General features: G+C 69.4%; 25 protein-coding genes. 10 read left to right on the top strand and 15 right to left on the bottom strand.

Annotated elements, in window-relative coordinates; all coding sequences use genetic code 11:
- Positions 1-71 precede the first annotated feature (71 nt).
- Complete coding sequence (locus MO1_RS00225) at positions 72-974, top strand: aldose 1-epimerase family protein (RefSeq protein WP_060914872.1); 903 nt, start codon at positions 72-74, stop codon at positions 972-974.
- Between the two features lie 3 nt (positions 975-977).
- Here MO1_RS00225 and MO1_RS00220 read toward each other — a convergent pair whose 3' ends face one another.
- The 3 genes from MO1_RS00220 to MO1_RS00210 all read right to left on the bottom strand — a co-directional run bounded on the left by MO1_RS00220 (position 978) and on the right by MO1_RS00210 (position 5550).
- Positions 978-4238 carry an efflux RND transporter permease subunit gene (locus tag MO1_RS00220; protein WP_060914871.1) on the bottom strand — a complete coding sequence of 1087 codons (3261 nt, stop codon included), beginning with the start codon at positions 4236-4238 and terminating at the stop codon, positions 978-980.
- A gap of 78 nt (positions 4239-4316) precedes the next feature.
- Complete coding sequence (locus tag MO1_RS00215) at positions 4317-5279, bottom strand: DNA topoisomerase IB-related protein (RefSeq protein WP_174520532.1); 963 nt, start codon at positions 5277-5279, stop codon at positions 4317-4319.
- Between the two features lies 1 nt (position 5280).
- Positions 5281-5550 carry a DUF7218 family protein gene (locus MO1_RS00210; RefSeq protein WP_036310967.1) on the bottom strand — a complete coding sequence of 90 codons (270 nt, stop codon included), beginning with the start codon at positions 5548-5550 and terminating at the stop codon, positions 5281-5283.
- Between the two features lie 184 nt (positions 5551-5734).
- Between MO1_RS00210 and MO1_RS14675 the strand changes: the two genes are divergently transcribed.
- Positions 5735-5893 (top strand): hypothetical protein, encoded by a 159-nt coding sequence (locus tag MO1_RS14675; RefSeq protein ID WP_164499361.1) that lies wholly within the window; start codon positions 5735-5737, stop codon positions 5891-5893.
- A 107-nt stretch (positions 5894-6000) separates the two neighbouring features.
- Here MO1_RS14675 and MO1_RS00205 read toward each other — a convergent pair whose 3' ends face one another.
- Positions 6001-6756 (bottom strand): MerR family transcriptional regulator, encoded by a 756-nt coding sequence (locus MO1_RS00205; RefSeq protein WP_060914869.1) that lies wholly within the window; start codon positions 6754-6756, stop codon positions 6001-6003.
- Positions 6757-6892: 136 nt separating this feature from the next.
- Between MO1_RS00205 and MO1_RS00200 the strand changes: the two genes are divergently transcribed.
- Positions 6893-7744, top strand: a complete 852-nt coding sequence (locus tag MO1_RS00200; RefSeq protein ID WP_060914868.1) for a DUF4097 family beta strand repeat-containing protein — start codon at positions 6893-6895, stop codon at positions 7742-7744.
- 1 nt (position 7745) lies between these two features.
- The gene (locus MO1_RS00195) at positions 7746-8348 is read left to right on the top strand and encodes a PadR family transcriptional regulator (RefSeq protein WP_060914867.1); all 603 of its coding nucleotides are present in this window, start codon (positions 7746-7748) and stop codon (positions 8346-8348) included.
- On the opposite strand, the gene MO1_RS00190 is transcribed toward MO1_RS00195, so the two are convergent.
- Complete coding sequence (locus MO1_RS00190) at positions 8349-8909, bottom strand: universal stress protein (protein WP_060914866.1); 561 nt, start codon at positions 8907-8909, stop codon at positions 8349-8351.
- Between the two features lie 148 nt (positions 8910-9057).
- Here MO1_RS00190 and MO1_RS00185 point away from each other — a divergent pair, with 148 nt between their 5' ends.
- Positions 9058-9267: a DUF3073 family protein gene (locus tag MO1_RS00185; RefSeq protein ID WP_036310981.1), complete on the top strand. Its 210-nt coding sequence runs from the start codon at positions 9058-9060 to the stop codon at positions 9265-9267.
- A gap of 15 nt (positions 9268-9282) precedes the next feature.
- On the opposite strand, the gene MO1_RS00180 is transcribed toward MO1_RS00185, so the two are convergent.
- The 3 genes from MO1_RS00180 to purM are packed head-to-tail and all read right to left on the bottom strand — an operon-like array spanning position 9283 to position 13124.
- The gene (locus tag MO1_RS00180; protein ID WP_060914865.1) at positions 9283-10512 is read right to left on the bottom strand and encodes an MFS transporter; all 1230 of its coding nucleotides are present in this window, start codon (positions 10510-10512) and stop codon (positions 9283-9285) included.
- 20 nt (positions 10513-10532) lie between these two features.
- On the bottom strand, positions 10533-11996 hold the full coding sequence (gene purF / locus MO1_RS00175; RefSeq protein ID WP_036310985.1) for an amidophosphoribosyltransferase: 1464 nt from the start codon (positions 11994-11996) through the stop codon (positions 10533-10535).
- A 9-nt stretch (positions 11997-12005) separates the two neighbouring features.
- The gene (gene purM, locus MO1_RS00170) at positions 12006-13124 is read right to left on the bottom strand and encodes a phosphoribosylformylglycinamidine cyclo-ligase (RefSeq protein WP_036310987.1); all 1119 of its coding nucleotides are present in this window, start codon (positions 13122-13124) and stop codon (positions 12006-12008) included.
- A 79-nt stretch (positions 13125-13203) separates the two neighbouring features.
- Here purM and MO1_RS00165 point away from each other — a divergent pair, with 79 nt between their 5' ends.
- Positions 13204-13812: a hypothetical protein gene (locus tag MO1_RS00165; RefSeq protein ID WP_036310989.1), complete on the top strand. Its 609-nt coding sequence runs from the start codon at positions 13204-13206 to the stop codon at positions 13810-13812.
- A gap of 7 nt (positions 13813-13819) precedes the next feature.
- Here MO1_RS00165 and MO1_RS00160 read toward each other — a convergent pair whose 3' ends face one another.
- From MO1_RS00160 to MO1_RS00150, 3 genes are all read right to left on the bottom strand, one after another.
- On the bottom strand, positions 13820-14137 hold the full coding sequence (locus MO1_RS00160; RefSeq protein ID WP_036310991.1) for a hypothetical protein: 318 nt from the start codon (positions 14135-14137) through the stop codon (positions 13820-13822).
- A 22-nt stretch (positions 14138-14159) separates the two neighbouring features.
- Positions 14160-14936 (bottom strand): HtaA domain-containing protein, encoded by a 777-nt coding sequence (locus tag MO1_RS00155; RefSeq protein WP_082724337.1) that lies wholly within the window; start codon positions 14934-14936, stop codon positions 14160-14162.
- Between the two features lie 65 nt (positions 14937-15001).
- Positions 15002-15355 (bottom strand): sterol carrier family protein, encoded by a 354-nt coding sequence (locus MO1_RS00150; RefSeq protein ID WP_060914863.1) that lies wholly within the window; start codon positions 15353-15355, stop codon positions 15002-15004.
- Between the two features lie 44 nt (positions 15356-15399).
- On the opposite strand from MO1_RS00150, the gene purD reads away from it, so the two are divergent.
- On the top strand, positions 15400-16671 hold the full coding sequence (purD, locus tag MO1_RS00145) for a phosphoribosylamine--glycine ligase (protein ID WP_036311000.1): 1272 nt from the start codon (positions 15400-15402) through the stop codon (positions 16669-16671).
- A 39-nt stretch (positions 16672-16710) separates the two neighbouring features.
- Here purD and MO1_RS00140 read toward each other — a convergent pair whose 3' ends face one another.
- From MO1_RS00140 to MO1_RS00130, 3 genes are read right to left on the bottom strand one after another with little or no spacing between them, the layout of a single operon-like run.
- Positions 16711-18201, bottom strand: a complete 1491-nt coding sequence (locus MO1_RS00140; protein WP_060914862.1) for an MFS transporter — start codon at positions 18199-18201, stop codon at positions 16711-16713.
- Complete coding sequence (locus MO1_RS00135; RefSeq protein WP_036311004.1) at positions 18198-18821, bottom strand: PadR family transcriptional regulator; 624 nt, start codon at positions 18819-18821, stop codon at positions 18198-18200. The genes MO1_RS00140 and MO1_RS00135 overlap by 4 nt, the downstream gene beginning before the upstream one ends.
- A 55-nt stretch (positions 18822-18876) precedes the next feature.
- Positions 18877-19407 carry a hypothetical protein gene (locus MO1_RS00130; protein WP_060914861.1) on the bottom strand — a complete coding sequence of 177 codons (531 nt, stop codon included), beginning with the start codon at positions 19405-19407 and terminating at the stop codon, positions 18877-18879.
- Positions 19408-19452: 45 nt separating this feature from the next.
- On the opposite strand from MO1_RS00130, the gene MO1_RS00125 reads away from it, so the two are divergent.
- The 3 genes from MO1_RS00125 to MO1_RS00115 all read left to right on the top strand — a co-directional run bounded on the left by MO1_RS00125 (position 19453) and on the right by MO1_RS00115 (position 22700).
- A complete protein-coding gene (locus MO1_RS00125) occupies positions 19453-20343 on the top strand; it encodes a phosphoribosylaminoimidazolesuccinocarboxamide synthase (protein ID WP_036311006.1) in 891 nt (296 codons plus the stop codon).
- 79 nt (positions 20344-20422) lie between these two features.
- The gene (locus tag MO1_RS00120) at positions 20423-21781 is read left to right on the top strand and encodes a uracil-xanthine permease family protein (protein WP_036311008.1); all 1359 of its coding nucleotides are present in this window, start codon (positions 20423-20425) and stop codon (positions 21779-21781) included.
- 46 nt (positions 21782-21827) lie between these two features.
- The gene (locus MO1_RS00115) at positions 21828-22700 is read left to right on the top strand and encodes a VOC family protein (RefSeq protein ID WP_060914860.1); all 873 of its coding nucleotides are present in this window, start codon (positions 21828-21830) and stop codon (positions 22698-22700) included.
- Between the two features lie 6 nt (positions 22701-22706).
- Here MO1_RS00115 and MO1_RS00110 read toward each other — a convergent pair whose 3' ends face one another.
- On the bottom strand, positions 22707-23711 hold the full coding sequence (locus tag MO1_RS00110; RefSeq protein ID WP_036311012.1) for a LacI family DNA-binding transcriptional regulator: 1005 nt from the start codon (positions 23709-23711) through the stop codon (positions 22707-22709).
- Positions 23712-23716: the final 5 nt, after the last annotated feature.

The following is a 23716-nucleotide window of genomic DNA, read 5'->3' as shown; positions in this document are numbered from 1 at the left end:
CGGTGTCCTCCGCCGACGTGACTACGCTACCGGTCCCACCTGGGAACCCGCCGCGCCGATACGCTGACGGCATGGCCGCCGATCCCACCGGAACCCGTTTCTCCCTCCGCGCCGCCGACGTGTCGGCCGAGATCGCCGAGGTCGGCGCCGCACTCCGCGCACTCCGCGTCGGTGGGGTCGACCTCGTGCCCGATTACCCCGCCGACGTGCCGACACCAGCGGCATCCGGCATCGTCCTCGTCCCGTGGCCGAACCGCATCCGCGACGGACGCTGGGAGGACGACGGCGAGCTCCGCCAGCTCGCGATCACCGAGCCGAAGTTCGGCAACGCGTCGCACGGGCTGCTCCGCTTCGCTCCCTACCGGGCTGAAACGCAGACGGATGCCGCGATCACCCTGCGCGCGGATGTCTTCCCGCAGTCGGGGTACCCGTACCACCTCGAGAACCGCGTGACCTACAGGCTCGTCGCCGGCGGGCTCCGCGTCACGCACGAGATCACGAACGTCGGGTCCAGTGACGCGCCCGTCGCCGTCGGAACGCACCCGTACTTCCGCATCTCGGATGTCGACACCGCGGATCTGTCGCTGCAGCTCGAGGCCCGCACCTGGTTCCGCCTCGACGAGCAGAACATCCCCGTGGCCGAGGAGCCGATCGACGACGAGCACGACCTGAGCGCGCCGCGCCGCGTCGGCGACCTCGCGCTCGACGTGGCCTACGCCGGCCTCCCCCGCCGCGAGGGACGCATCGAGGCGCACCTCATCGCACCCGACGGCCGCCGCCTGAACGTCTGGGCGGGCGAGGGGTTCGAGTACGTGCAGGTGTTCACGACCGACCGGTTCCCCGGCCACGACCTCGCCGTCGCGATCGAGCCGATGACGGCGCCTGCCGACGCGTTCAACTCCGGCCGGAGCCTCCGCCGGCTCGCGCCGGACGAGACCTGGACGCTCGACTGGGGCGTCGACCTCGTCGGCTGAGCCTCAGTCCCGACGCTCGGAGTCGCCCCGCGGCTCGTTCAGCGGGATCTCGACGTCCGGTGCCTCCTCGATGACGAGGGCGGTGTCGACGGCTGCGGCACCGGTGACGGCGGTGGATGCCGCGCCCCGCCGTGCCCGACGCGTCATCGGCGCCTCGCTCGCCGCCACCGCGGGAGCGACGTCGCCGCGCTTCGCGGCGCGACGCTCCTTGGCGCCCTCGACCAGGTTGTAGAGGGCCGGGAGGACGAGCAGCGTCAGGACGGTGGACGACACGAGTCCGCCGATCACGACGATGGCGAGGGGCTGCGAGATGAAGCCGCCATGCCCCGTGATGCCGAGGGCCATCGGGGTGAGCGCGAAGATCGTCGCGAGCGCCGTCATGAGAATAGGCCGCAGACGCCGAGCACCACCGGCCATCACCGCCTCGGGGGTCGACAGACCCTTCTCCCGGTACTGGTTGACGAGGTCGATGAGGACGATCGCGTTCGTCACGACGATGCCGACGAGCATCAGCACACCGATGAGCGATGCCACACCCAGCGGAACGCCCGACGCGATCTGCAGCAGGATGGCGCCCGTCGCCGCGAACGGCACCGACACGAGCAGCAGCAGCGGCTGGCGGAGCGACTTGAAGGTCGCGACCATGACGATGTAGACGATCAGGATCGCGGCGAGGATCGCGAGTCCGAGCTGAGCGAACGCGTCCTGCTGCTGTGTGACGACGCCGCCGATCGCGGCATCCGCTCCCTGCGGCAGGTCGGCGGCGGCGAGTGCCTGGGTGACCGTCGCGTTCGCGGCGTTCAGGTCGTCGCTCGACGGAGTGACGGTGATGGATGCCGTCCGCTGTCCACGCTCGCTCGTGATCGACGAGGGGCCCTCGGACTCCGTGATGGTTGACACCTCGTCGAGTCGGACGAGACCCGACGCACTGGCGATCTCGAGCCCGCGCAGCTGGTCGATCGTCTTCGGGATCTCCGACGCCCGCAGGTAGACCGTGAGCGTGGAATCGTCGATCTCGACGGTGCCGATCTGGCGCGGCTGCATCGTGTTCGACACGAGGCCACCGACGGCGACCTCCGACAGCCCGAGGTCTGCGGCCTTGGCACGGTCGACCGCCACCGAGACGAATGGGAGGGATGCCGAGAGGTTCGAGTCGACCTGGTCGATGCCGTCGGCATCCTTCAGCTTCGCGAGGACCTTGTCGGTCGCGTCACGGAGGACGCCCGCGTCGGGGGCCGTCACGTCGACCTCGATGTCACTGGAACCGAACCCGCCCTGCGACGCGGCGACGGTGACCTCGCCGGCATCCTTCAGGTCGGCGACAGCGTTCTGCACGTCGGTGCGGATCTGCTCCTGATCGGCGTCGGGGTCGGTCGTGATCGAGTAGGTGATGCCGGTACCGCCGCCCGAGAACGCGTCGCGGAGAGCCGAGCCCGAGGAGCCGATCGAGGTCTGCACGGTGTCGATGCCGTCGACGTCGAGGAGGACCTTCTCGACCCGCTCGGCCGCGGCGTCCTGGGTCTTCAGGCTCGCGGTCGCGCCCACGTTCTGCGTCACGGTGAAGGTGTTCTGACCCGAGTCGCCGAGGAAGTTGACCTTCATGAGCGGCACGGCGGCGATGGTGCCGCCGAGCACGACGACGGCGAGCAGCAGGGTGACGACAGAGTGGCGGAGCGTCCAGCGGAGCACCGGCAGGTAGGACTCCTGCAGGCGGGTCGGCGGTGCGGTCGGATCCTCGGGGTCGATGGCCCGGCCCGCGGCATCCAACACCGGCTTGCCCGGTCGCAGGAACCAGTACGCCAGCACGGGCACGATCGTGAGCGCGACGAACAGAGACGCGAGCATCGCGATCGTGACGGTGAGTGCGAACGGTCGGAACAGCTCACCGGTCAGATCGCCGACGAAGGCGATGGGCAGGAAGACGGCGACCGTGGTGAGGGTGGATGCCGTGATGGCCGCCGCGACCTCGCGCACGGCCAAGAGGATCGACTGCAGCTTGTCCGCGTCGCCGACGTAGTGCCGCTTGATGTTCTCGATGACGACGATGGAGTCGTCGACGACACGACCGATCGCGATCGTGAGCGCGCCGAGCGTGAGGATGTTGAGCGAGTAGCCGAACGCCTGGATGCCGACGAAGGTGATGAGCACGCTCGTCGGGATCGAGATGGCGGTGACGAGGGTCGAACGCACCGACATCAGGAAGATCAGGATGACGACGACGGCGAAGGCGAGACCGAGGAGGCCCTCCTGCGCGAGCGCCTCGATCGACTGCTCGATGTAGGGCGCCTGGTCGAAGACGACCGTGATGGTCGCACCGCTGCCGAGGGCGTCCTTCAGCTCGCCGATGGAGTCGCGGACGAGGTGCGAGACGTCGACCGTGTTGGCGGCGGGGAGCTTCGTGATGGAGACCGTCAGGGCGGGCTCGCCGTCGACGCGCGAGATGGACGTCACGGGGTCGGTGTCGAGCACGACCTTGGCGACGTCGCCGACGGTGAGGGAGCCCGCGGCGATCTGGGCGGCATCCGTCGGGACGAGCGGGAGCTTGGTGATCTGATCGACTGAGTCGAGCTTCGTGCCGGTCTGGACGGTGAGGGTCTGATCGCCCTCGTTCACCGTGCCACCGGGGAAGAGCTTGCCGTTCTGGTCGAGCGCGTCGGAGATGGCGGCCTGCGTGTACCCCGCAGCGGCGAGCGCGTCCTGGTCGGGGGTGATCGTGACGCGCGAGGTGCGGCCGCCGACGATCTGCGCTGCGGCGACGCCGTCGAGGTCTTCGATGTCGGGGACGACGGCGTTCTCGAGCCGGGACTGCACCGCGGCCTCGTCGTCGTACCCGGTCACGGCGAGCGAGATGACGGGGAGGTCATCGGTCGAGAAGGCGAGGACGCTCGTGTCGATGCCGTCGGGCAGGGTGTCGTCGATGCGGTTGATCGACTGCAGGATCTTCTGCTCGGCGGTCGCGAGATCGGTGCCGTAGGCGAAGGATGCCCGGATGATCGACGCGTTCGTCGTGCTCGTCGACGAGGTGGACTCGAGGTCGGGTACGGCCTGGATCGCCTGCTCGATGGGCGTCGACACATCGTTGTTGACGACGTCGGGGGACGCACCGGGGTAGGTGGTGAGGATCGACAGCTGTGGCAGCTGGATCGGCGGGATCAGCTCCTGCTTCAGGCTCGTGAGTGCGAGCCCTCCGAAGATCGCCGCGACGATCGTGATGAGGGCGATGAGCGCGCGGTTCTTGAGGCTCAGGACGGCGAGGTGAGACAACGAAAGCCCATTTCCACGGTGCAGGGTGAAGATTCCCACTATCCCACGCCCTGCGGGGCCCGAGGCTGAGAGGGATCGTCAGGCGAGGATGAGCGTCCGGATCGCCGATTCGGGCGAAATCGTGGTGTCGAGAAGGATGCCGCGCCGGTACCGGTCGAACACCCTCGGGTCGATGTACGAGCTGCGGGCGACCGCGGGGGTGTTGCCGAGCGTCTCCGCCGTGGTCTTCACTGCGAGCACCTCGGCCCGCTTGAGGTCGGACTTCTTCGAGGCGGGGCCGATCCGCGCAAGCGCGTCGGCCGCGGTGATGGTTCCGCGGAGCGTGCGGAAGTCCTTCGCGGTGAAAGTGCCGCCCGTCATCGACCGGACATACGCGTTGACGTCGTTCGGGCTGAGGGCGACCCGACGACGACCGCGGAGGTAGGCGAGAAGAGGCGAGCTCGGTCGCCCGCTGACGAGCAGTTCGACGGCCGCGGCGAGGTCGGCGTCGTCGACCTCCATCTCCTGACGCTGCCCGCTCTTGCCCGGGAATTGGAGCGCGACGACGGTGCCGGCGACCTCGGCGTCGCGCCGCAGCAGCGTCGTGAGACCTCGGCTGCCGTGCTTCACGAGGTACCGCTCGGCACCCACGCGGGGGGCCGCGAGGTCGAGCAGGCGGAACGCGGCGGCGAGCACCCGCTCCTGATCGAGGTCCTCCCGCCGGAGCGACGTCGTCACACGCCCCCGCGCCCGAGGCAGCGCCTCGGCGAGCTGGAGGGCACGCGCGTACTTGCCGCGGTCACGACCGGCGGTCCACTGCGGGTGGTAGCGGTACTGCACGCGGCCCGCTTCATCGACCCCGGTCGCCTGGATGTGCCCGTTCGGCACGGCGGAGATCCAGACCTCCTGCCACGCCGGGGGCAGGACGAGGGCGCGCACACGCTCGGCTTCGTCCTGCGGGAGGGGGTTGCCGTCGGCATCCACATATCGGAAGCGCGGCGGCGAACCCAGCCGGCGGTAGCCGAGGTCGGTGCCCGGCCTCACCCGTTTCAGTCGCGGCACGTCAGTGCGATCGGAGCATGTCGATGAGGTCCGCCTTGCGGGCACCGGAGTACCCACGGATGCCGAGCTCTTTGGCGCGAGCGCGAAGGTCGGCAACGGTCCAGTCCTCGTAGTCGCCGGCTGCGCCGCCGCGACTGCCGACGGCCTTCCGACCGTCGCGGGCGGCAGCGTTCGAGATGCGTGCCGCCTTCTCCTTCGATGCGCCGTCAGCGCGGAGCTCCTCGTACAGGTCCGGATCCTTCAGGCTGTTCGAGCCGCGTCCTGCCGGCATGGTGCACCCGCCTCACGTATTCCTGCGGACTGGGATCGTCCGCGTGCGGCCACGGTATGTCATCGCCCGTGTCACCTGTCAAGGGCCTGTATTCGGCTGGGAGAACGCTGATAACAATGATGAGACGCACACCCGCGTCACCCCCGCCTCGGCGGACAACGGAGACAAACAGAGGGAGCCTCCAATGAACCTCGCACTCATCATCATCATCGTGATCGCCATCGTTTTGGCGATCGTGGGTGGCATCACGGAAGGCCTCCAGTTCCTGCTCTGGGTCGCCATCATCGTCGGTGTCATCGCGCTGATCGCGTTCTTGCTGCGGGTACTTCGCAAGAACACATGATCGTCTGACGCGCACCCCCAGGCGTGTCAGCGGCGCTCTCCCCCAAGGAGCGCAATGAGGCCCCCTCCCGAAACGGTAGAGGGGGCCTCTCACATGTGTGGGGCACCTCACTCACTCACGTGGTGGCGAAGCACCTCCCTCACGAATTTCGCGCCGTGGCCACCGCCGTAGTCGGCGCCGAACCGGTCGTCCGCGACATACATGTCGGCAAGTCCGAGGACGTAGCCGCGCAGATCTCCGCCGTCGGACGCGGGTGTTCCCGGGATGCTCCGCAGCCAGGCGACGTGTCGGGCGGCGAGCTCCCGCGCTTCGGCGGAATCGGGACGGATGCCGCGACCCGCCGCATCCGCCCAGTCCGCCGCAAGGCGGGCAGACGCATCTCGCTGCTGCGCCTTCTCCTCGGGCGACAAGTTCCGCCACCACGCGTCGGAACGCGCGTAGGTATCCGCGCCCCACCGCTGGATGACCTCCTCGCGGTGGACGGTGTGATCAAAGCCGTCGAACATCGTCTCGGCCATGGGTTCTTCTCCTTCTTTCCGTGCGTCGATCGTCGACGCGACGGCGGCGATCTGCCGCTCGATGCGAGCCCGCTCGGATTCGAGCCAGCCCAGGTGCGCAGAGAGCGCGTCGCTTTCGGGCACGTCGCGCGCCAGGACTTCGGCGATCCGCGGCAGTCCCAGCCCGAGGTCGCGCAGGAGGAGGATGCGCTGCAGCCTGCGAAGTGAGGCGGTGTCGTAGAAGCGGTATCCGTTCGCCCCGACCCTCGACGGCGTCAGCAGCCCGGCGTCGCCGTAGTGCCGAAGGGTGCGGCTCGTCGTCCCGGCGAGCCGCGCCACCTGCTGGATCGTCCACTCCCGCGTCATGGGTCCCACGGTAGAAGTTGACGCAGCGTCAAGGTCAAGAGTCGGCGTAGAGAAGATCTCGACACTCGCGATATATCGTGTTATCTTGCTTGCAACGCGATATATCTCGATTCGCCCTCTATACGCAGGAGACAACATGACTCTCGAGAAGTGGTTGGTTCAGCCCGGGGAGACCCGCATCATCGACCTCGACGGCATCCGCCGCCTGAAAGTGGGGATGGTCGGCGGTCAGATCGACGTCGTCTCCCACGACGAGCCCGGCGTGCGCATCGAAGTGCACTCGGTGACTCAGAAGGAACTCCGCATCGAGGCGCAGGACGGTGCGATCGAGATCGATCATGCTCAGCTGCGCTGGGACAACTTCCTGGCCTCGTTCCGCAACTTCGGCAGCGGCGGACCGCAGGCCGAGATCAGCATCGCCGTCCCCCGCGACATCGCGCTGACCCTCGGCGTCGTCAGCGCCAGCGCACTCGTGGCAGGTCTCGTCTCGGACGCGAAGCTCAACACCGTGTCGGGCGACATCATCGTCGACGGCCTGACCGGTGACGTGACCGCCAACTCGGTGTCGGGTGACGTGCAGATGCGCGGACTGACCGGAGCTATCAACGCCAACGCGGTGTCGGGTGCCATCACGGCCATCGGCACGATCCGCACGGCCTACGCCGACACCGTCAGCGGCGCCGTGCTCATCGATTCGACGGGGCCGACCCAGAACGTGTCGTTCAACACCGTCAGCGGCGCCGCGACCGTCCGCCTCGACGAGAGCGTCCCCGCGAAGTACGCCCTCCGCACGGTGAGCGGCAAACTCCGCGTCGACGGCATCGAGCGATCGCAGAGCGGCATCGGATCGAACTACGCCGGCACCACCGGCGAGCTGAGTGGGTCGTTCGCCGACGTCCGCGCCAACACGGTCTCGGGCGATGTCACCGTCATCCGCCGTGTGACGGCCGCGATCTCGGACGACGCGCCCGTCGCAGAGGAGTACTGAGATGCCCCCCGTCTTCTCGCACGGCGACCTGCGCCTCTACCTCCTCAACCTCCTCCACGAAGCGCCGCGTCACGGGTACGACCTCATGCAGGCCCTGTCGGATCGCACCGGCGGGACGTACACACCGAGTGCGGGCACCGTATACCCCCGGCTGTCGAAGCTCGAGGAGGAGGGGCTCGTGACGAAGACCGTCGACGGACGCAAGACCGTCTACGAGATCACGGATGCCGGTCGCGCCGAAGTCTCCGCTCGTTCAGGTGACCTCGCCGGGATCGAAGCCGGCCTCGCGGACAGCGTGCGTCTCATCGCCGACGAGGTGCGCGCAGGCGTCCGCGAAGCGATGCGCAGCCTGCAGGCCGACCTGGCCGCGGCATCCAGCGCCCCGTCCCGCCCGACGGAGCCGTCCGCATCCGACGCGCGCACGTCCGCCCGCGAGCAGGTGCGCCGCGCGGATGAGTTGCTGAGCGAGTTCCGCACCGAGGTGCGGGCCGACCTTCGGAGCCATGTCGCACGCGGCGGCGACCTGGCGGCATCCGTCATCGATGATCTGAAATCCGCGCTCGACGAGGCGGCCGCGGCCGTGCGTCGCGCGACGCGAGGCTGATCAGCCGCCTGGCCAGAGTTCCTCGGGCCAGGGCTGCCGCGCGGGCCACGGGTCCTCGTCGTCCTGCACCGGTTCGCCGATCGGGACGACGAGTACCGGGCGCGGTTGCCGGTGTGCGAGGCGCGCCGCGACGGACCCGGTGAAGAACTCACGGATGGACTCACCGATCCCCCGCTTGCGCGTACCCACCACGATCAGGCGGGCATCGGTGCGTTCGGCGAGGTCCTTCATCGCGAGCGCCGGATCACCGGCGAGCATCTCGAGCTGCCAGGCGATGTCGACACCGGAGAGGGAGCGGGCCGCTTCATGGCGGAGTTGGGTCTCGAGAGCCTCGCTGGGAATTGCGTCGAGATTGATCGGAGCCGTGTGGACGTAGCCGTCGGGGTCTTCGTAGGACACGAAGCGGGTGACGTCGACGTGAGTGATGAGCAACGCTGCGCCGTGCAGGCGGGCGTACTGGGCGGCTTCGCGGAGGACCCGTGCGGACTGACCGGGCACGATCCCCACGATGACGGGTCGGTGCGGACGGCGGACGGTCGGCTGCGAGGCGGCATCGGACATGTCGGATCACCTTTCCCGCTCCCCACGCCCGCGAGGGCGACGGGAACGCACCGTGGTAGCCTGAATGCTACTCTTCCCGGCCACTGCCGGACTGTGACTGCGTCGGGCTGCCGGACCAAGCCCGCACTCGTGAAATGAGGGGTTACGCATGGGGCGTGGCCGTCAAAAGGCGAAGAACACCAAAATCGCCCGTGAGCTGAAGTACGACACCTACAGCTTGAACATCAACGCGCTCGAGCGTGAGCTCGGCGCGCCTGGTGACGAGCAGTACGAGGACAAGTGGGCCGACCAGTACACGGATGAGGACGACGAGGACGACGAGTCCGAATCCCCCTCTCCGTCTCTCGAGAAGGCCTGACTCCTCCGGTCGTCCTCACCACGGACCGTGGCGTAGCTCCCACTCCTGTTCGACCGTCTTCCGTCGCGCGATCACCACGCCCGCGGGGAGCGCGAGCAGTGAGATTGCGACCAGGATGATTAGCGGACCCGTCCAGGATCCGCTCGCGTCGTGCATCAGTCCGACGCTCAACGGGATGAACATCGTCACGCCGTAGCCGAGGCTCTGCGCGAACGAGCTGAGGGCGACCGTCGCGTCGTGCGTGCGCGTGCGGAGTCCCACCGACGTCAGCACCAGCGGGAACAGCAGCGGCAGCGTACCGAGCAGCGACACCCACAGCCAGGGAGCGGATGCCGGGGCCACCAGCAGTCCCCCGGCGCCGAGCACTCCCGCGACCGAAGCGATGACGAACAGGGGCATGACGATGCCGCGCCGCGCGACGAGCGCCGGCACCACGAGCGACGCCGGCAGGCCGATCAGGGCGAACAGCGACAGCAGGATGCCGGCGACCTGGGGCGTGACGCCCGCCGTGTCGACGAGGATCTTCGGCAGCCACGCGAACGACGTGTACGCGACAGAGCTTGAGGCGAAGAAGGTGACGGCGAGCGCCCATGCCGTCGGAAGGCGCCACAGGCGGGCGAACACGCGGGTGCTGACCGGCTCGAGGTCGACATCGACCGCGGCCCGGCGCGCACGGACGGCGAGCACGATCCAGGGCGCGAGCCCGGCGAGGGCGAACACCGACCAGACTCCGAGCGAGACGCGCCACCCGGCGGCATCCGCGATGGGCACAGCGACCAGGGGCGGCATGAAGGTCGAGATCGCCATCATCGTCGAGTAGACGGTGGTGAGCAGACCGATGCGGTCGGGGAAGTACTTCTTCACGAGCGCCGGCAGGAGCACGTTGCCGACACCGACGCCGGCGAAGATGACCGCCGAGCCGAGGAGCAGTCCGTAGGCGTCGGTCGCTGCACCGCGGGCGACGAGCCCGACCGCGACGGCCCCGAGCGCGACGAGCGCCGTGCGTTCGAGGCCGAAACGCCGCTCGAAGCCCGAGGCGAGGAGGCCGAACACGGCGAAGCACAGCGGCGGAACGGTGCCGATGAGGCCGAGGACCGCCGCGGGGAGGGTGAACTCCGCACCGATCGCGTCGAAGAGCGGCGACAGCGAGGCGACCGCCGACCGCAGCGAGAACGCGAGGAGGACGATGCCGACGAGGGCGAGGATCCGACCCCGTCGCTGGGCGCGGGGATCGGAAGACGTCACCTGATCCAGCCTAGGCCGGGTCAGGACTCCTGGGTGCCCTCGACCCAGGCGAGGTACTCATCGCTCACGGTGCCCGTGACGTACCGGCCGTCGAAGCAGCTCATGTCGAGATCCTCGACGTCGGGAGCACCCTCGAGGATGGCCGCCTTGAGGTCTTCGATCTCCTGGTAGACCAGGTAATCGCAGCCGAGCTCCTCGGCGATCTCGGGGATCGTCCGGTTGTAGGCGACCAGTTCATGACGGGACGGCATGTTGATGCCGTACACGTGCGGGAAGCGGATGGGCGGCGCCGCCGACGCAAACGTGACCGACTTCGCCCCGGCATCCCGTGCCATCTGGATGATCTCTCGCGAGGTCGTCCCCCGCACGATCGAGTCGTCGATGAGGAGGACGTTCTTGCCCTTGAACTCGGTCGACATCGCATTGAGCTTCTGTCGCACGCTCTTCTTGCGGATCGCCTGGCCGGGCATGATGAACGTCCGGCCGATGTAGCGGTTCTTGTAGAAGCCCTCGCGGTACTCGATGCCGAGCTTGCGCGCGACCTGCATCGCGGCGGGGCGCGACGAGTCCGGGATCGGCATGACGACGTCGATCGACCCCTCGGGCGTGTACTTCGCGATCGTGTCGGCGAGACGCTCGCCCATCCGCAGCCGCGCCTCGTAGACCGAGATGCCGTTCATGACCGAGTCGGGCCGGGCGAGATAGACGTACTCGAACGAGCAGGGGATGAGCTTGGGGTTCGGCGTGACCTGCTGGGTGAACAGGTTGCCCTCGAGGTCGATGAAGATCGCCTCACCCGGCTCGACGTCGCGGACGACCTCGAAGCCGCCGTTCTCGAGGACGAGCGACTCGGAGGCCACGGTCCACTCGTAGTGCCCGTTCTCGGCCTTGCGGGTGCCGAGGATGAGAGGACGGATGCCGAAGGGATCGCGGAACGCGAGCAGGCCGTAGCCGGCGATGAGCGCGATGGCGGCGTACGAGCCCTCGACGCGCTGGTGCACGCGGGTCACGGCCTCGAAGATCTGCTCGTGGTCGAGCTCGAGCCCCGAGATGACCTGCTGCAGTTCGTTGGCGAGGACGTTGACGAGCAGCTCGGTGTCGGAACTCGTGTTGAGGTGGCGACGATCGGTGCGGAAGAGCTCCTCCGTCAGTTCGCGCGTGTTCGTCAGGTTGCCGTTGTGCACGAGGACGATGCCGTACGGAGCGTTGACGTAGAAGGGCTGCGCCTCTTCCTCGTTCGACGCCGTGCCCTTCGTGGCGTACCGCACGTGTCCGAGGCCGATCGTGCCGAGCAGCGAGCGCATGTCGCGGGTGCGGAACGCCTCACGCACCATGCCGCGGTTCTTCGCGATGTGGAAGATCCCGCTCGACTCGGCCGTGGCGATGCCGGTCGAGTCCTGCCCGCGGTGCTGCAGCAGCAGCAGGGCGTCATAGACCTCTTGGTTGGCGGGTCCCTGAGCGACGACGCCGACGATTCCGCACATTGGTGTAGCTCAGTCCGTTTCTGCGTAGGAGCCGACCAGGCGCACTGCGCCACCGTCGACGCCCTTCGCGCCCTGCTCGTAGTCGCCGGCGGGCAGCGTCGTGTCCGACACCGTCCCGACCTGCCAGGTGTGGATGCCCTCCGCAGAGAGAGTGGATGCCGCGGCCTCGGCGACATCGGCCGATACGACCGCGAGGAAGCCGACGCCCAGGTTCCAGGTGCCCTCGGTCTGCTCCAGCGACAGCCCGCCGATGTCGGCGAGGACGCGGAACACGGAGGACGGCGACCAGGTGGAGCGGTCGACGTCGACCCATGTGCCGACGGGCAGGACGCGCGCGAGGTTGGCCGCGATGCCGCCGCCCGTGACATGGCTCAGCGAGTGGATCGCGCCGGGGTGCGCGTCGATCGCGCGCAGCAGCGGTGAGGTGTAGAGCCGCGTCGGCTCGAGCAGTTCCTCGCCCCACGTGCGACCGAAGTCGGCGGCGTTGTCGCCGTAGCCGATGCCCGCGTTGGCGATGATGTGGCGGATCAGCGAGTAGCCGTTGGAGTGCGGGCCGCTCGAGGCGAGGGCCAGCACGACATCGCCCGAGCGCACTCGATCGGCGCCGAGGACGGCATCCGCTTCGACGACACCCGTCGCCGCGCCCGCGACGTCGTAGTCGTTGATGCCCAGGAGTCCGGGGTGCTCGGCGGTCTCGCCGCCCACGAGCGCGGTGCCGGTGGCCGTGCAGCCGTCGGCGATGCCGCGCACGATGTCGGCGATGCGCTCGGGGAACACCTTGCCCGTGGCGATGTAGTCCGTCATGAACAGCGGCTTGGCGCCGACCACGACGATGTCGTCGACGACCATGCCGACGAGGTCCTGGCCGATCGTGTCGTGCTTGTCGATCGCCTGCGCGATCGCGACCTTCGTGCCGACACCGTCGGTCGAGGTCGCGAGCAGCGGCTTGGCGTAGCCGAGCAGAGCGGATGCGTCGAAGAGGCCTGCGAAGCCGCCGACGCCACCGAGGACCTCAGGGCCCTGGGTTCGGCGGACGGCCGATTTCATCAACTCAACGGCGAGGTCCCCCGCCGCGGTGTCGACGCCGGCAGCGGAATAGGGATTGGTGGGGGTGGAGGCCACCCGCACAGCCTACCGGCCACCGGGCCCCCTCATCCGCCACTCGGCTGACGGGACGCTGAGCACAGCCGAGCCATAGGATGTGCGCATGAGTGGGGCTGAGCGGCCCGAGTGGGTCGTGCGGGAAGACGCGAGCGCGACGGTGATCGTCGCGCTGTTCGTGCGCCAGGCCCTCGGCATCCGTGCTCCGGAAGAGCTGCCCCACCTGCGCGGCGCACCGAGCGCGCAGCCCGAGGACGACGACGACGCGCGCCTGTTGGAGCGGCAATGGCTGGCGTATTGGGCGATGGCTGTCGAGCCCCAGGCTCACCCCTCCCCCGTGCCCCTCGACCTGGTGGACGGGTTCGAGACCCTTGCCGTCCTCCCCGTCGACGGATTCGACGAGCTGCGCGCCGCCATGGCGCCGCTGGCTGAGGCCGCGGTGGCGTTCGCGCGCCGGGCGAGCGATCGCTACGCGCTCCAGGCGCGATCGGGATCGGCCAGCAGCTACCGCGCCTACGCCAGCGCGATCGCGGAGCACGAACGCCGGGTCGGGCGCCGGGCCCACTCGTTCGAACTGAACGTGCAGGTGCTCCCGCTGACGCAGCGCGGCGTCTGGTGGATCGGGTCTCTCACGATCGCGGTGACGGACGGGCTCCGCGGCGACGTGGCCGCGTTCGATCCGGCGATTCAGCCGATCATCGCCGAACTCGCCTGAGATCCGGTCACTCGTCGGTTTCGACCCGCTCGCGCTCGATCTGCACGGTCCGCTGTCGGCGTCCGAGGACGCGGTCGAAGACGAGCGCGACGACACCGCCCAGCGCGACACCGACTGGTACGCAGCCCAGCAGCAGGAAGCCGAACACCTGGCTCTGCGAGTAGCGCGCTCCCGTGCTCTCGCTGATCTGACCGTCGCCGAACGCGAAGGTCAGGATGAGGGCGATGAGGATGCCGAGCGCCGCTCCCACACCGAAGAACGCAGCGAACCGGGGGCTCCGCCGCAGTTCCGCGGACTCGACGTGCGTTTCGGAATGCTCGGCCATGAGTCCATTGTCCACCCCCGCCTCACGGAAGCGGGTCGTGCACCTGCTCCGGCTGCGCCGCGCGAGCGCTGTTGCGCTTGCGGCGCTGGACCGATCCGACCGCGAGGAGCGCGGCCAGGAGAGCGGCGACCCCCACCACGATGACCGGGACGAGGATGCCGGTGCCCCCGGCATCCTCCTCCGCGTCCGCGGGAGCGGGGGCGGCCGAGGGCCCGGTCGAAGCCTCAGCGGTGGCGCAGTCGGCGGCGATGGTGAGATCAATGCCGCCGAGCATGCCGGACCACAGCACGTCGCGTCCCTGACCGGTCGGGTCGGTGGCGGCCCCGACTCCATCGAGGTTGAGGGCGTCACCCGACTCGGAGACGGCAGCGGCGCCGAGGTCGACGTCGGCCAGCGGCGCCTGCGGGACGAGGTCGGTGCCCTCGGGCTGGACGTCGAAGAGGAGCGTCCCCCGGGTGCCGTCGATCACGATGGTCGGTGCGGACAGGGTCGTCTTCACGCCGGCCGCGCTCGTGTAGACGAGGGTCCCGTCGAAGCTGATGCTGCCGGTCGGACCGACGGGTTCGACCACGCCGGTTCCGTCGGTGAAGGTGAGGATGCCGTCGGCCGCCGCGACGGCGCCGCCTGCCTCGACGTCGGATGCACCGGCATCCCATACGGCTTTCGCTTCGGAGACGATGCAGCTGCGCGCTGCCGCGTGGGCCGGTTCCACCGCGCCGAGGACCGGCGCGAACGCCACGGCGAGCGCGAGCGCGAAGATCGGGGAACGAGCGTCCACCCCGGGGTGCCGTGCGTGCATGCCGTTCCTCTCCGCAGGCGATCGTACCGGGGGGAGGAGCTACGGACGGATCCCGGAAGAGCTCATCACGGCCTCAGCGGGAGGAGCCCGTCGAGGTTCGCCCGGACGCCCGATGCGTGGACGGTGCCGGCGGTGACGGCGTCGGCCCACGTGGTTCGTCCGGTGGCGAGCGCGATCCAGGTTGCGGCATCCGTCTCGATGACGTTGGGCGGAGTGCCGCGCGTGTGCCGCGGGCCCTCGACGACCTGGACGGCGCCGAAGGGTGGCACGCGCACCTCGACCGAGTTGCCCGGGGCCTTCTCGACCAGCAGCTGAAGGAGATAGCGGACCGCGGTGGCCAGTTCGGCTCGCGCTGCCGAGCCGGTGGCGACGGCGGCGAGGGCGTCGCGACCGTCACCGGTGCTGATGGTGCGGGGCATGGATGACACCGTAACGCGCGAGCGCCGGTCGGTAGTCTGACGGGGTGAAGATCCTGGTCCTCGGCTCGGGCGCGCGCGAGCACGCCATCATCCTCGCTCTGGTCGCCGAAGGCGCCGGGCACGAGATCTTCGCGGCTCCCGGCAACGCCGGCATCGCCGCGAACGCGACGCTCGTGGCGGATCTCGACCAGAACGATCCCGCCGCCGTCACCCGGTATGCGAACGAGGAGCACATCGACCTCGTCGTGATCGGCCCCGAAGCCCCCCTCGTCGCCGGTGTCGCCGACGCCCTGCGCGAGCGCGGCATCCCCGTCTTCGGTCCCGGCAAGGCTGCGGCGCAGATGGAGGGGTCGAAGGCGTTCGCGAAGCGGGTCATGGATGCCGCCGGTGTCCCGACCGGACGCGCGGCACGCGCGCAGACCCGCGACGAGGTGGCCGCGGCGATCGACGAGTTCGGTGCCCCCTACGTCGTGAAGGCCGACGGCCTCGCCGCCGGCAAGGGCGTCATCGTGACGTCCGACCGCGACGCGGCCCTCTCCCACGCCGACACGTACCTGCCGAGCGGCCCCGTGCTCGTCGAGGAGTTCCTCGCCGGCCCCGAGGTGTCACTCTTCTTCCTCAGCGACGGCGACACCGTTCGCGCGCTCAGCCCCGCCCAGGACTTCAAGCGGGCACTCGACGGCGACGAGGGCCCCAACACGGGAGGCATGGGCGCCTACTCCCCGCTCCCCTGGCTCGCCGACCGCTTCGGGAGCGAGGATGCTTTCGTCGCGCAGGTGACCGCCGAGGTCGCCGAGCCGGTGATCCGTCAGCTGGATGCCGAGGGGACGCCGTTCATCGGACTGCTCTACGCGGGCCTCATCCTCACCGACGCGGGCGTCAAGGTGATCGAGTTCAACGCGCGCTTCGGCGACCCCGAGACGCAGGTCGTCCTGCCGCGACTGCGTACGCCGCTGTCGCGCCTCCTGCTCGCCTCGGCGAGCGGAACGCTCGAGTCGGAGCCGGCGCTCGAGTTCGCGTCCGACGCCGCCGTCACCGTCGTGCTGGCGAGCGAGGGATACCCCGAGAAGCCGGTCACCGGTCGCCCCCTCACGGGAACGGAGGCCGCGGCATCCGTCGACGGCGTGCACCTCGCCCATGCGGCGACGGCTCACTCCGACGGCGAGCTCATCGCGACCGGCGGACGTGTGCTGAACGTCGTGGCCGTGGGCAGCGACCTCGCCGACGCGCGCGACCGGGCGTACGCGGCCCTCGAGCAGATCTCACTCGAGGGCGCGCACTACCGGCGCGACATCGCCCTTCGCGCCGCGGGCTGAGAACAGCGCGCCGCGGGCTGAAACCCCGGCGCTGAGGGCTCAGCGCTGCGCGAGGTGCGCGGGGCGGCGCAGGAACAGCACCATCACGACGCCGAGCGCGATGACGGCGGCCGGCAGCAGCATGGACTGACCCATGGCGGTCGAGAATCCCTCGGCGATGGCCGGCGGCATCCCTTCGCCAGCTCCGAAGTCGCCACTGGCGGCGCCACCCGCGCCGGGCAGGTTCGCCTCGAGGCGGGACTGCATGACGCCGGCGATCGCGGCAGAGCCGATGACCGATCCGATCGTGCGGGTCGTGTTGTAGATGCCCGAGCCGGCGCCCGCCTGCTGCGGCGGGAGGTTCCGCGTCGCGGTCGTCGCGAGCGGGCCCCACATGCCGGCGTTCGCGACACCGATGATCGCCGAGGGGATGAGCAGCAGCAGGATGGGCGCGTCGGTGTTCATCAGCAGCACATAGCCGACCAGACCGATCACCATGAGCGACAGCCCCGGCACCAGGAGCACCCGCGGGTCGACACGGTCGAGGATGCGACCCGCGAAGGGGGCGAGCACACCCGACAGCACCGCCATCGGGATGAGGAGGAGTGCCGACTCGGTCGGGGTGAGACCGCGGGCGAGCTGCGTGAAGAAGGCCATCGGCAACGCCATGCTCGTGACGGTGAAACCGACTGCCGCGATGGCGAGATTGGAGATCGCGAAGTTGCGGTCGCGGAACAGGTCGAGCGGCACGAGCGGTTCGCTCTTCGTGCGCGCCTGCGTCCAGATGAAGACGGCGAGGACCACGACGCCGGCAGCGATCATGCCCCACACCCACGGCGCCCAGTCATAGTGGTCGCCCTCCTGGAGCCCGAAGACGATGAGGAACAGCGCGACGGCGCTGAGCACGACGCCCAGGATGTCGAAGCGGTGCGGGTGGGTCGGCAGCTGCGGCACGAGACGCCACGCGAGGACGAAGGCGATGACACCGACCGGGATGTTCACGAAGAAGATCCACTCCCAGCCGAAGCCGTCGACGAGCAGACCGCCCGCGAGCGGCCCGACGAGGGTGGCGACACCGGCGGTCGCACCCCACAGGCCCATCGCCGCGCCGCGCCGCTCGGCCGGGAAGGTGCGGGTGATGACAGCCATCGTCTGCGGGGTCATGAGCGCGGCGCCCAGGCCCTGCGCCGCACGCGCGGCGATGAGCATCTCGAGCGAGCCCGACAGCCCGCAGGCGAGCGAGGCGATCGTGAAGATCGCGAGCCCGATGAGGTAGATGTTCTTCGGCCCGAAGCGATCACCGAGACGGCCGGTCACGAGGAGCGGCACGGCGTAGGTCAGCAGGTAGGCCGACGTGACCCACACCACGTTGTCGAGATTGCCCGTGGAGGGATCGAGTGCAGCCTTGATGGCGGGGTTCGCCACCGAGACGATCGTCGTGTCGACGAGGATCATGAAGAACCCGATGACGAGCGCCCAGAGGGCGGGCCAGGGATTCTTCGGAGTTGCGGATGCGCCCGGGGTGCGGACGGTGGTCGTGCTCTCGCTCATGCGCGTGCGGCTTCTCTCTGTGCCAGATAGCGGTCGGTGACGGGGATGTCGACGACACCCCAGACGGTGTCGGGACGACGGATGAACTCGACCGCTTCGTCGAGCCAGGCGATGTCGGCGGCGAGCAAGGCTGCCTGCCGATGGACTTCGATGAGGAACTGGGGATGCGATCCGTGGGAAACGGCGCGATCGCGGGCGCTGCGGTGAGCCTCGAGGGATGCCACGAGGAGCTCCCGGCGCTGCGCGAACAGCGGGATCACCTCGCTCCTCGCGAGGTTGTGCGCCTCCGTCAGCGCGATGCGGAATCGCTCGGGGTCGTCGATCGAGACGAGCTCGCGTCGGATCCAGTCGAGGAGGGCGGCGCCACCGGCATCCGTCAACGTGTACGTCGTCCGTTCAGGGCGATTGCCGGCACGGTCGCTGCCGACCTCGGCGATGTGACCCTGCCGTTCGAGGCGCGCGACCGTGTGGTAGATCGTCCCGTGCGTCAGGGCGATCATCCGATCGGCTCGGCGTTCGCGGAGCAGCCGGACCATCTCGTAGGTGTGCATGTCGTCCTCGTGCAACAGCGCGAGCAGCATGATCGCGGTCGGGGTGAGCCGCGCGATGGCATCTGCCATGGGACTCCCTCCGGTCGATTAGTCCATATGGACTATACGCCTAGGAGCGGACACGTCAGTCGGCGGGCTGCAGCACCGCCCACGCTCGGGCCGCGTCATCGGTCACCAGCGAGATCTGAACGCCGACCATCCGGTTGACACGAATTCCCGTCGCGCGCCCCGAGGCGCTGCAGCCGTGCGTCACCGAGACCGGCCCGGTGACGGTGGCCGGCGGATCGTCCTCTCCCGCGGCCGGCGATAGCGACAGCGTGATCGAGGCGTCGCTCGGGGTGCAGTCGAATTCGAGGACGTAGTCCTGGCCACGCACGGCACTGCTCGCCACGTTCAGGGACGTCACGGGGTCGACGCCGACCGCGTCGCGTTCGAAGACCAGGCGGGACGCCTCCAGCGGCGCCTCGGCGGGGATCCGGTAGGAGGGGTCTGCCGAGGCCTCGGGTTCCGGCGTCGGCGTCGGCGTCGGCGAGGGCGAGGGCGAGACGGTCGGCGTCAGCGACGGGGTCTCGTCATCCACCCCTGTCGTCGAGATGCATCCGCTCAGTCCGAGCGAGAGCGCGAGGGCGGCCAGGGCGAGCAGTGGTCGGCGCATGACGCCAGGGTACGCACGGGGCATCGCGCCCGCGATAATGGCCAGGTGACGGATGCCGCGACTTCCCTGCCCGGATGGACCCACGTGTACTCGGGCAAGGTCCGGGACCTCTACCGCCCCGCAGACGGCGATGAAAGACGGATGCTCGTGGTCGCCAGCGATCGCGTCAGCGCCTTCGACCACGTGCTCGACCCGGGCATCCCGGGTAAGGGCGAGCTCCTCACGCGACTGAGCCTCTGGTGGTTCGCACAGCTCGCCGGCGGCGACGGCGGCCGGTCGATTCCGAACCACCTCGTGGACGGCGTGGAGCCGCCCGCCGAGGTCGCCGGTCGGGCCATGGTCGTCCACGAGCTGGACATGCAGCCGATCGAGTGCGTCGTTCGCGGCTACCTGACGGGATCGGGCTGGGCCGAGTACCAGGCCGACGGCACGGTGTGCGGGATTCCCCTTCCCGCGGGCCTCGCCAACGGCGACCGCCTGCCGGAGCCGATCTTCACCCCCGCCTACAAGGCGCCGCTCGGCGAGCACGACGAGAACATCTCGTTCGAGCGCACCGTCGAGCTCGTCGGCGAGGCTCGTGCCACCGAACTGCGCGACGCGTCGCTTGAGATCTACCGCCGCGCTGCCGCGCTCGCCGAGGCGAACGGGCTCATCCTCGCCGACACGAAGTTCGAGTTCGGGGTGGATGCCGACGGCGTCCTGACCCTCGGCGACGAGGTGCTCACGAGCGACTCGTCGCGGTACTGGGACGCCGACGCCTGGCGAACCGGCGCGACCCCGGCCGACCGCATGGCGAGCTTCGACAAGCAGATCGTCCGCGACTGGCTCGCCGCGAACTGGGACAAGCAGGGCACGCCGCCCACCGTCCCGGCCGATGTCGTCGAGCAGACCGCCGCGAAGTACCGGGAGCTCCTGGACCGACTCGCCGCTGCGTGACGCCGTCGCTCCCACGCGCTCAGCCGACTCCCAGGTAGCCTGACCCCAGGCATCCCCCCACCACCTGAGGAGCACGCGCATGCCCATCTGGACCCTTCACGGTGACGGCCGCCGCGTCGCCCCCGGAGCCGTCGTCACCCCCAGCGAGCGACTCGGCTGGGGCAGCACGATCGCCATCGGCGCCCAGCACGTCGTCGCCATGTTCGGCGCAACGTTCCTGGTGCCGCTGCTGACCGGTTTCCCCGTGAGCACGACGCTCCTCTTCTCGGGACTCGGGACGCTCCTTTTCTTGATCCTCACCCGTAACAAGCTCCCCAGCTACCTCGGGTCGTCCTTCGCCTTCATCGCGCCGATCACGGCCTTCGGTCCCGGTCAGGGCAAGCCGCTCGACAGCCCCGAGCAGATCGGCCAGGCGCTCGTCGGCGTCTTCGTCGCCGGCATTTTGCTCGCGGGCATCGGCTTCCTCGTACAGGCCACGGGCACCCGCTGGCTCGAGAAGCTCATGCCGCCCGTCGTCTCCGGCGCGATCGTCGCGCTCATCGGCCTCAACCTCGCTCCGGCGGCGTGGAACAACTTCAAGACCGACGCGGTCCTCGCGACCATCACCCTGGTCGCGAGCATCCTGTGCGCAGTGCTGTTCCGCGGCATCCTCGGCCGCGTCTCGATCTTCCTCGGCGTCGTCGTCGGCTACATCGCCGCGCTCATCATGGGGCGCGTCGACTTCGCGCCCGTGAGCGCACTCATCAAGAGCAACCAGTGGATCGGTCTGCCGACGTTCCATCTGCCGTCCTTCGGCGATCCTGTCGCGTGGGGTCTGCTGCCGATGTTCCTGCCGGTGGTCCTCGTCCTCGTCGCCGAGAACGTGGGACACGTCCGCGGCGTCGCGACCATGACCGGCGACGCGACCGTCAACACGCGCACCGGTCGCGCCCTCCTCGCCGACGGACTCGCGACGACGCTCGCGGGCGCTTTCGGCGGCTCGGGCACCACCACCTACGGCGAGAACATCGGCGTCATGGCGGCGACCCGCATCTACTCGACCGCCGCGTACTGGGTGGCGGGCATCATCGCCGTGCTCCTGTCGTTCTCGCCCGTCGTCGGCGCGGTGCTGTTCACGATCCCGAACGGCGTCATCGGCGGCGTGACGACGGCGCTCTACGGCCTCATCGGTGTCATCGGCATCAAGATCTGGGTCGACAACCAGGTCGACTTCTCGCGCCCCGTGAACCAGTACACGGTCGCCGTCGCCTTCGTCATCGCGATCGCGAACTTCACGATGGACCTCGGTCAGCTGCAGTTCGGCGGCATCGTGCTTGGTACCGTGGCAGCGCTCGTGATCTACCACGCCGGCAACGCGATCGCCCGCGCTCGCAAGACGGGTGCGGATGACGGCGGCCCGATCGTCCCGATCGGTCAGCTCGGCGGCGACCCCGACTGACGGTCACCGCGGGAATGAAAAGCGGTCCGGCGCGTTACCCATTCATATGAATGCGTCTGCCCCGGACCGCCTTGCGGCCACCACCTCGATGGGCGCGGTGACTCTGCTCGTCGGCGACCTCGACGCGATGACCCGGTACTACCGCGACGTGGTCACTCTGCAGGTCATCGCCGCCGAGGGTGACACCGTGACCCTCGGCCGCGCGGGACGTGCGATCGTCATCCTTCGCCACGAGGCGGGGCTTCGCCACGCGCCTGCCGGTGCGGCGGGACTCTTCCACACCGCCATCCTGTTCGAATCGCAGACGGCACTGGCCGCCGCGCTGTTCTCGCTCGCCCAGCACGCACCCGGAACGTTCACCGGCAGCGCCGACCACCTCGTCAGCCAGGCGTTCTACGCAACCGACCCCGAGGGCAACGGCATCGAGCTCTACTGGGACCGCGACCGCAGTGCCTGGTCGTGGACCCACGGACAGGTCGAGATGGCCACCCTGCACCTCGACCCGAACGCCTTCATCCGAGACCACCTGACGGATGCCGCGGCTGCGGGATCGACGGCCGCCGATGCGGCATCCGTCGGTCACGTCCACCTGTCGGTGGGGGACGTGACCACCGCACGCGCCTTCTACGTCGACACCCTCGGTTTCGACGTCACCGCCGAACTCGACGGTTCGGCTCTCTTCGTGAGTGCGGGCGGGTACCACCATCACATGGCGATGAACGTGTGGAACTCGCGCGGAGCGGGTCCGCGGATGCCCGCGCTCGGCCTGGGACGAGTCGACCTCGCGCTGCCCGACCGCGACAGCCTCGGCGAACTCAGCGAGCGCCTGCGCCACCACCGCGTCGAGATCGAGGACGACGGACGCACCACGACCTTCACGGACCCGTGGCGCAACACCCTGCACGCCAGTGTGGCGTGAGCGCGTTCAGGCGGATTCGCGCACGATGAGCTGCGTCTCGAGCAGCGTCTCGTGCTCGGGGAACCCTCCCGCGAGGAGGGTCAGCAGGATGTCCGCCATGACCTCTCCCTGCACGAGCGACGGCTGACGCACTGTCGTCAGAGTCGGCGACACCGAGGTGGCGACGGGTGAATCGTCGTAGCCGACGATCGCGACGTCCTCGGGGACGCGAAGCCCTGCGCGCGCCAGCTCGACGAGCACTCCGCGCGCCATGAGGTCACTGGCGACGAAGAGGCCGTCGAACTCGACGCCCGACTCGATCATCCGCTTGGCGGCCGCAGCGGCGGCCGCGGCGGTGAAGTCGCCGTCTTCGATGGCGACGGATGACAGGCCCGCGGCATCCAGCGCCTCACGGAAGCCGGTCAGGCGGTCTATTCCACCGGGCATGGTCGTGGGACCCGTGATCGTCGCGAGACGCGTGCGCCCCTGGTCGATGAGGTGCTGCGTCGCGAGGCGCGCTCCCTCGACGTTGTCGACGTCGACGTAGTAATCACGCTCACGCTGCCGGACGGGGCGGCCGCCGTAGACGACGGGCATGGCCGCGGCGATGCGGTCGATGAACGCGTCGCTCGTGTGGTGGGAGACGATGATCGCGCCGTCGACGGCCCCGCTACGGAGGTACTCCGTCGCCTTGTCGTGAGGGTCGTCGCTCGCGATGATCAGGTTGAGGACGTAGTCGGACTTCGAGACCCGCTTGTTGATGCCGCTCACGATCGCCGCGAAGAACGGATCGCCGAAGAACCGGGTCGTGTCCTCAGGAACCACGAGCGCGACCGCCATCGTGGCGCGACTCGCCAGGGACCGCGCGGCCCGGTTGGGCACGTAGTTGAGCTCGTCGATCGCCTGGCGAACGGCCGCGAGGGCCGCCGGGCTGACCGCCGTCGAGCCGTTGACGACGCGCGAGACGGTGGAGCGCGAGACCCCTGCCGCGCTGGCGACCTCTTCGATCGTCACCGGGGAGGCGCTCGTCACCGGGG

The organism is Microbacterium oleivorans NBRC 103075 (assembly GCF_001552475.1).
GTDB classification, from domain to species: domain Bacteria; phylum Actinomycetota; class Actinomycetes; order Actinomycetales; family Microbacteriaceae; genus Microbacterium; species Microbacterium oleivorans.
Note: the sequence above shows the minus strand (reverse complement) of the source record. Positions and strands in the feature narration are given on the sequence as shown.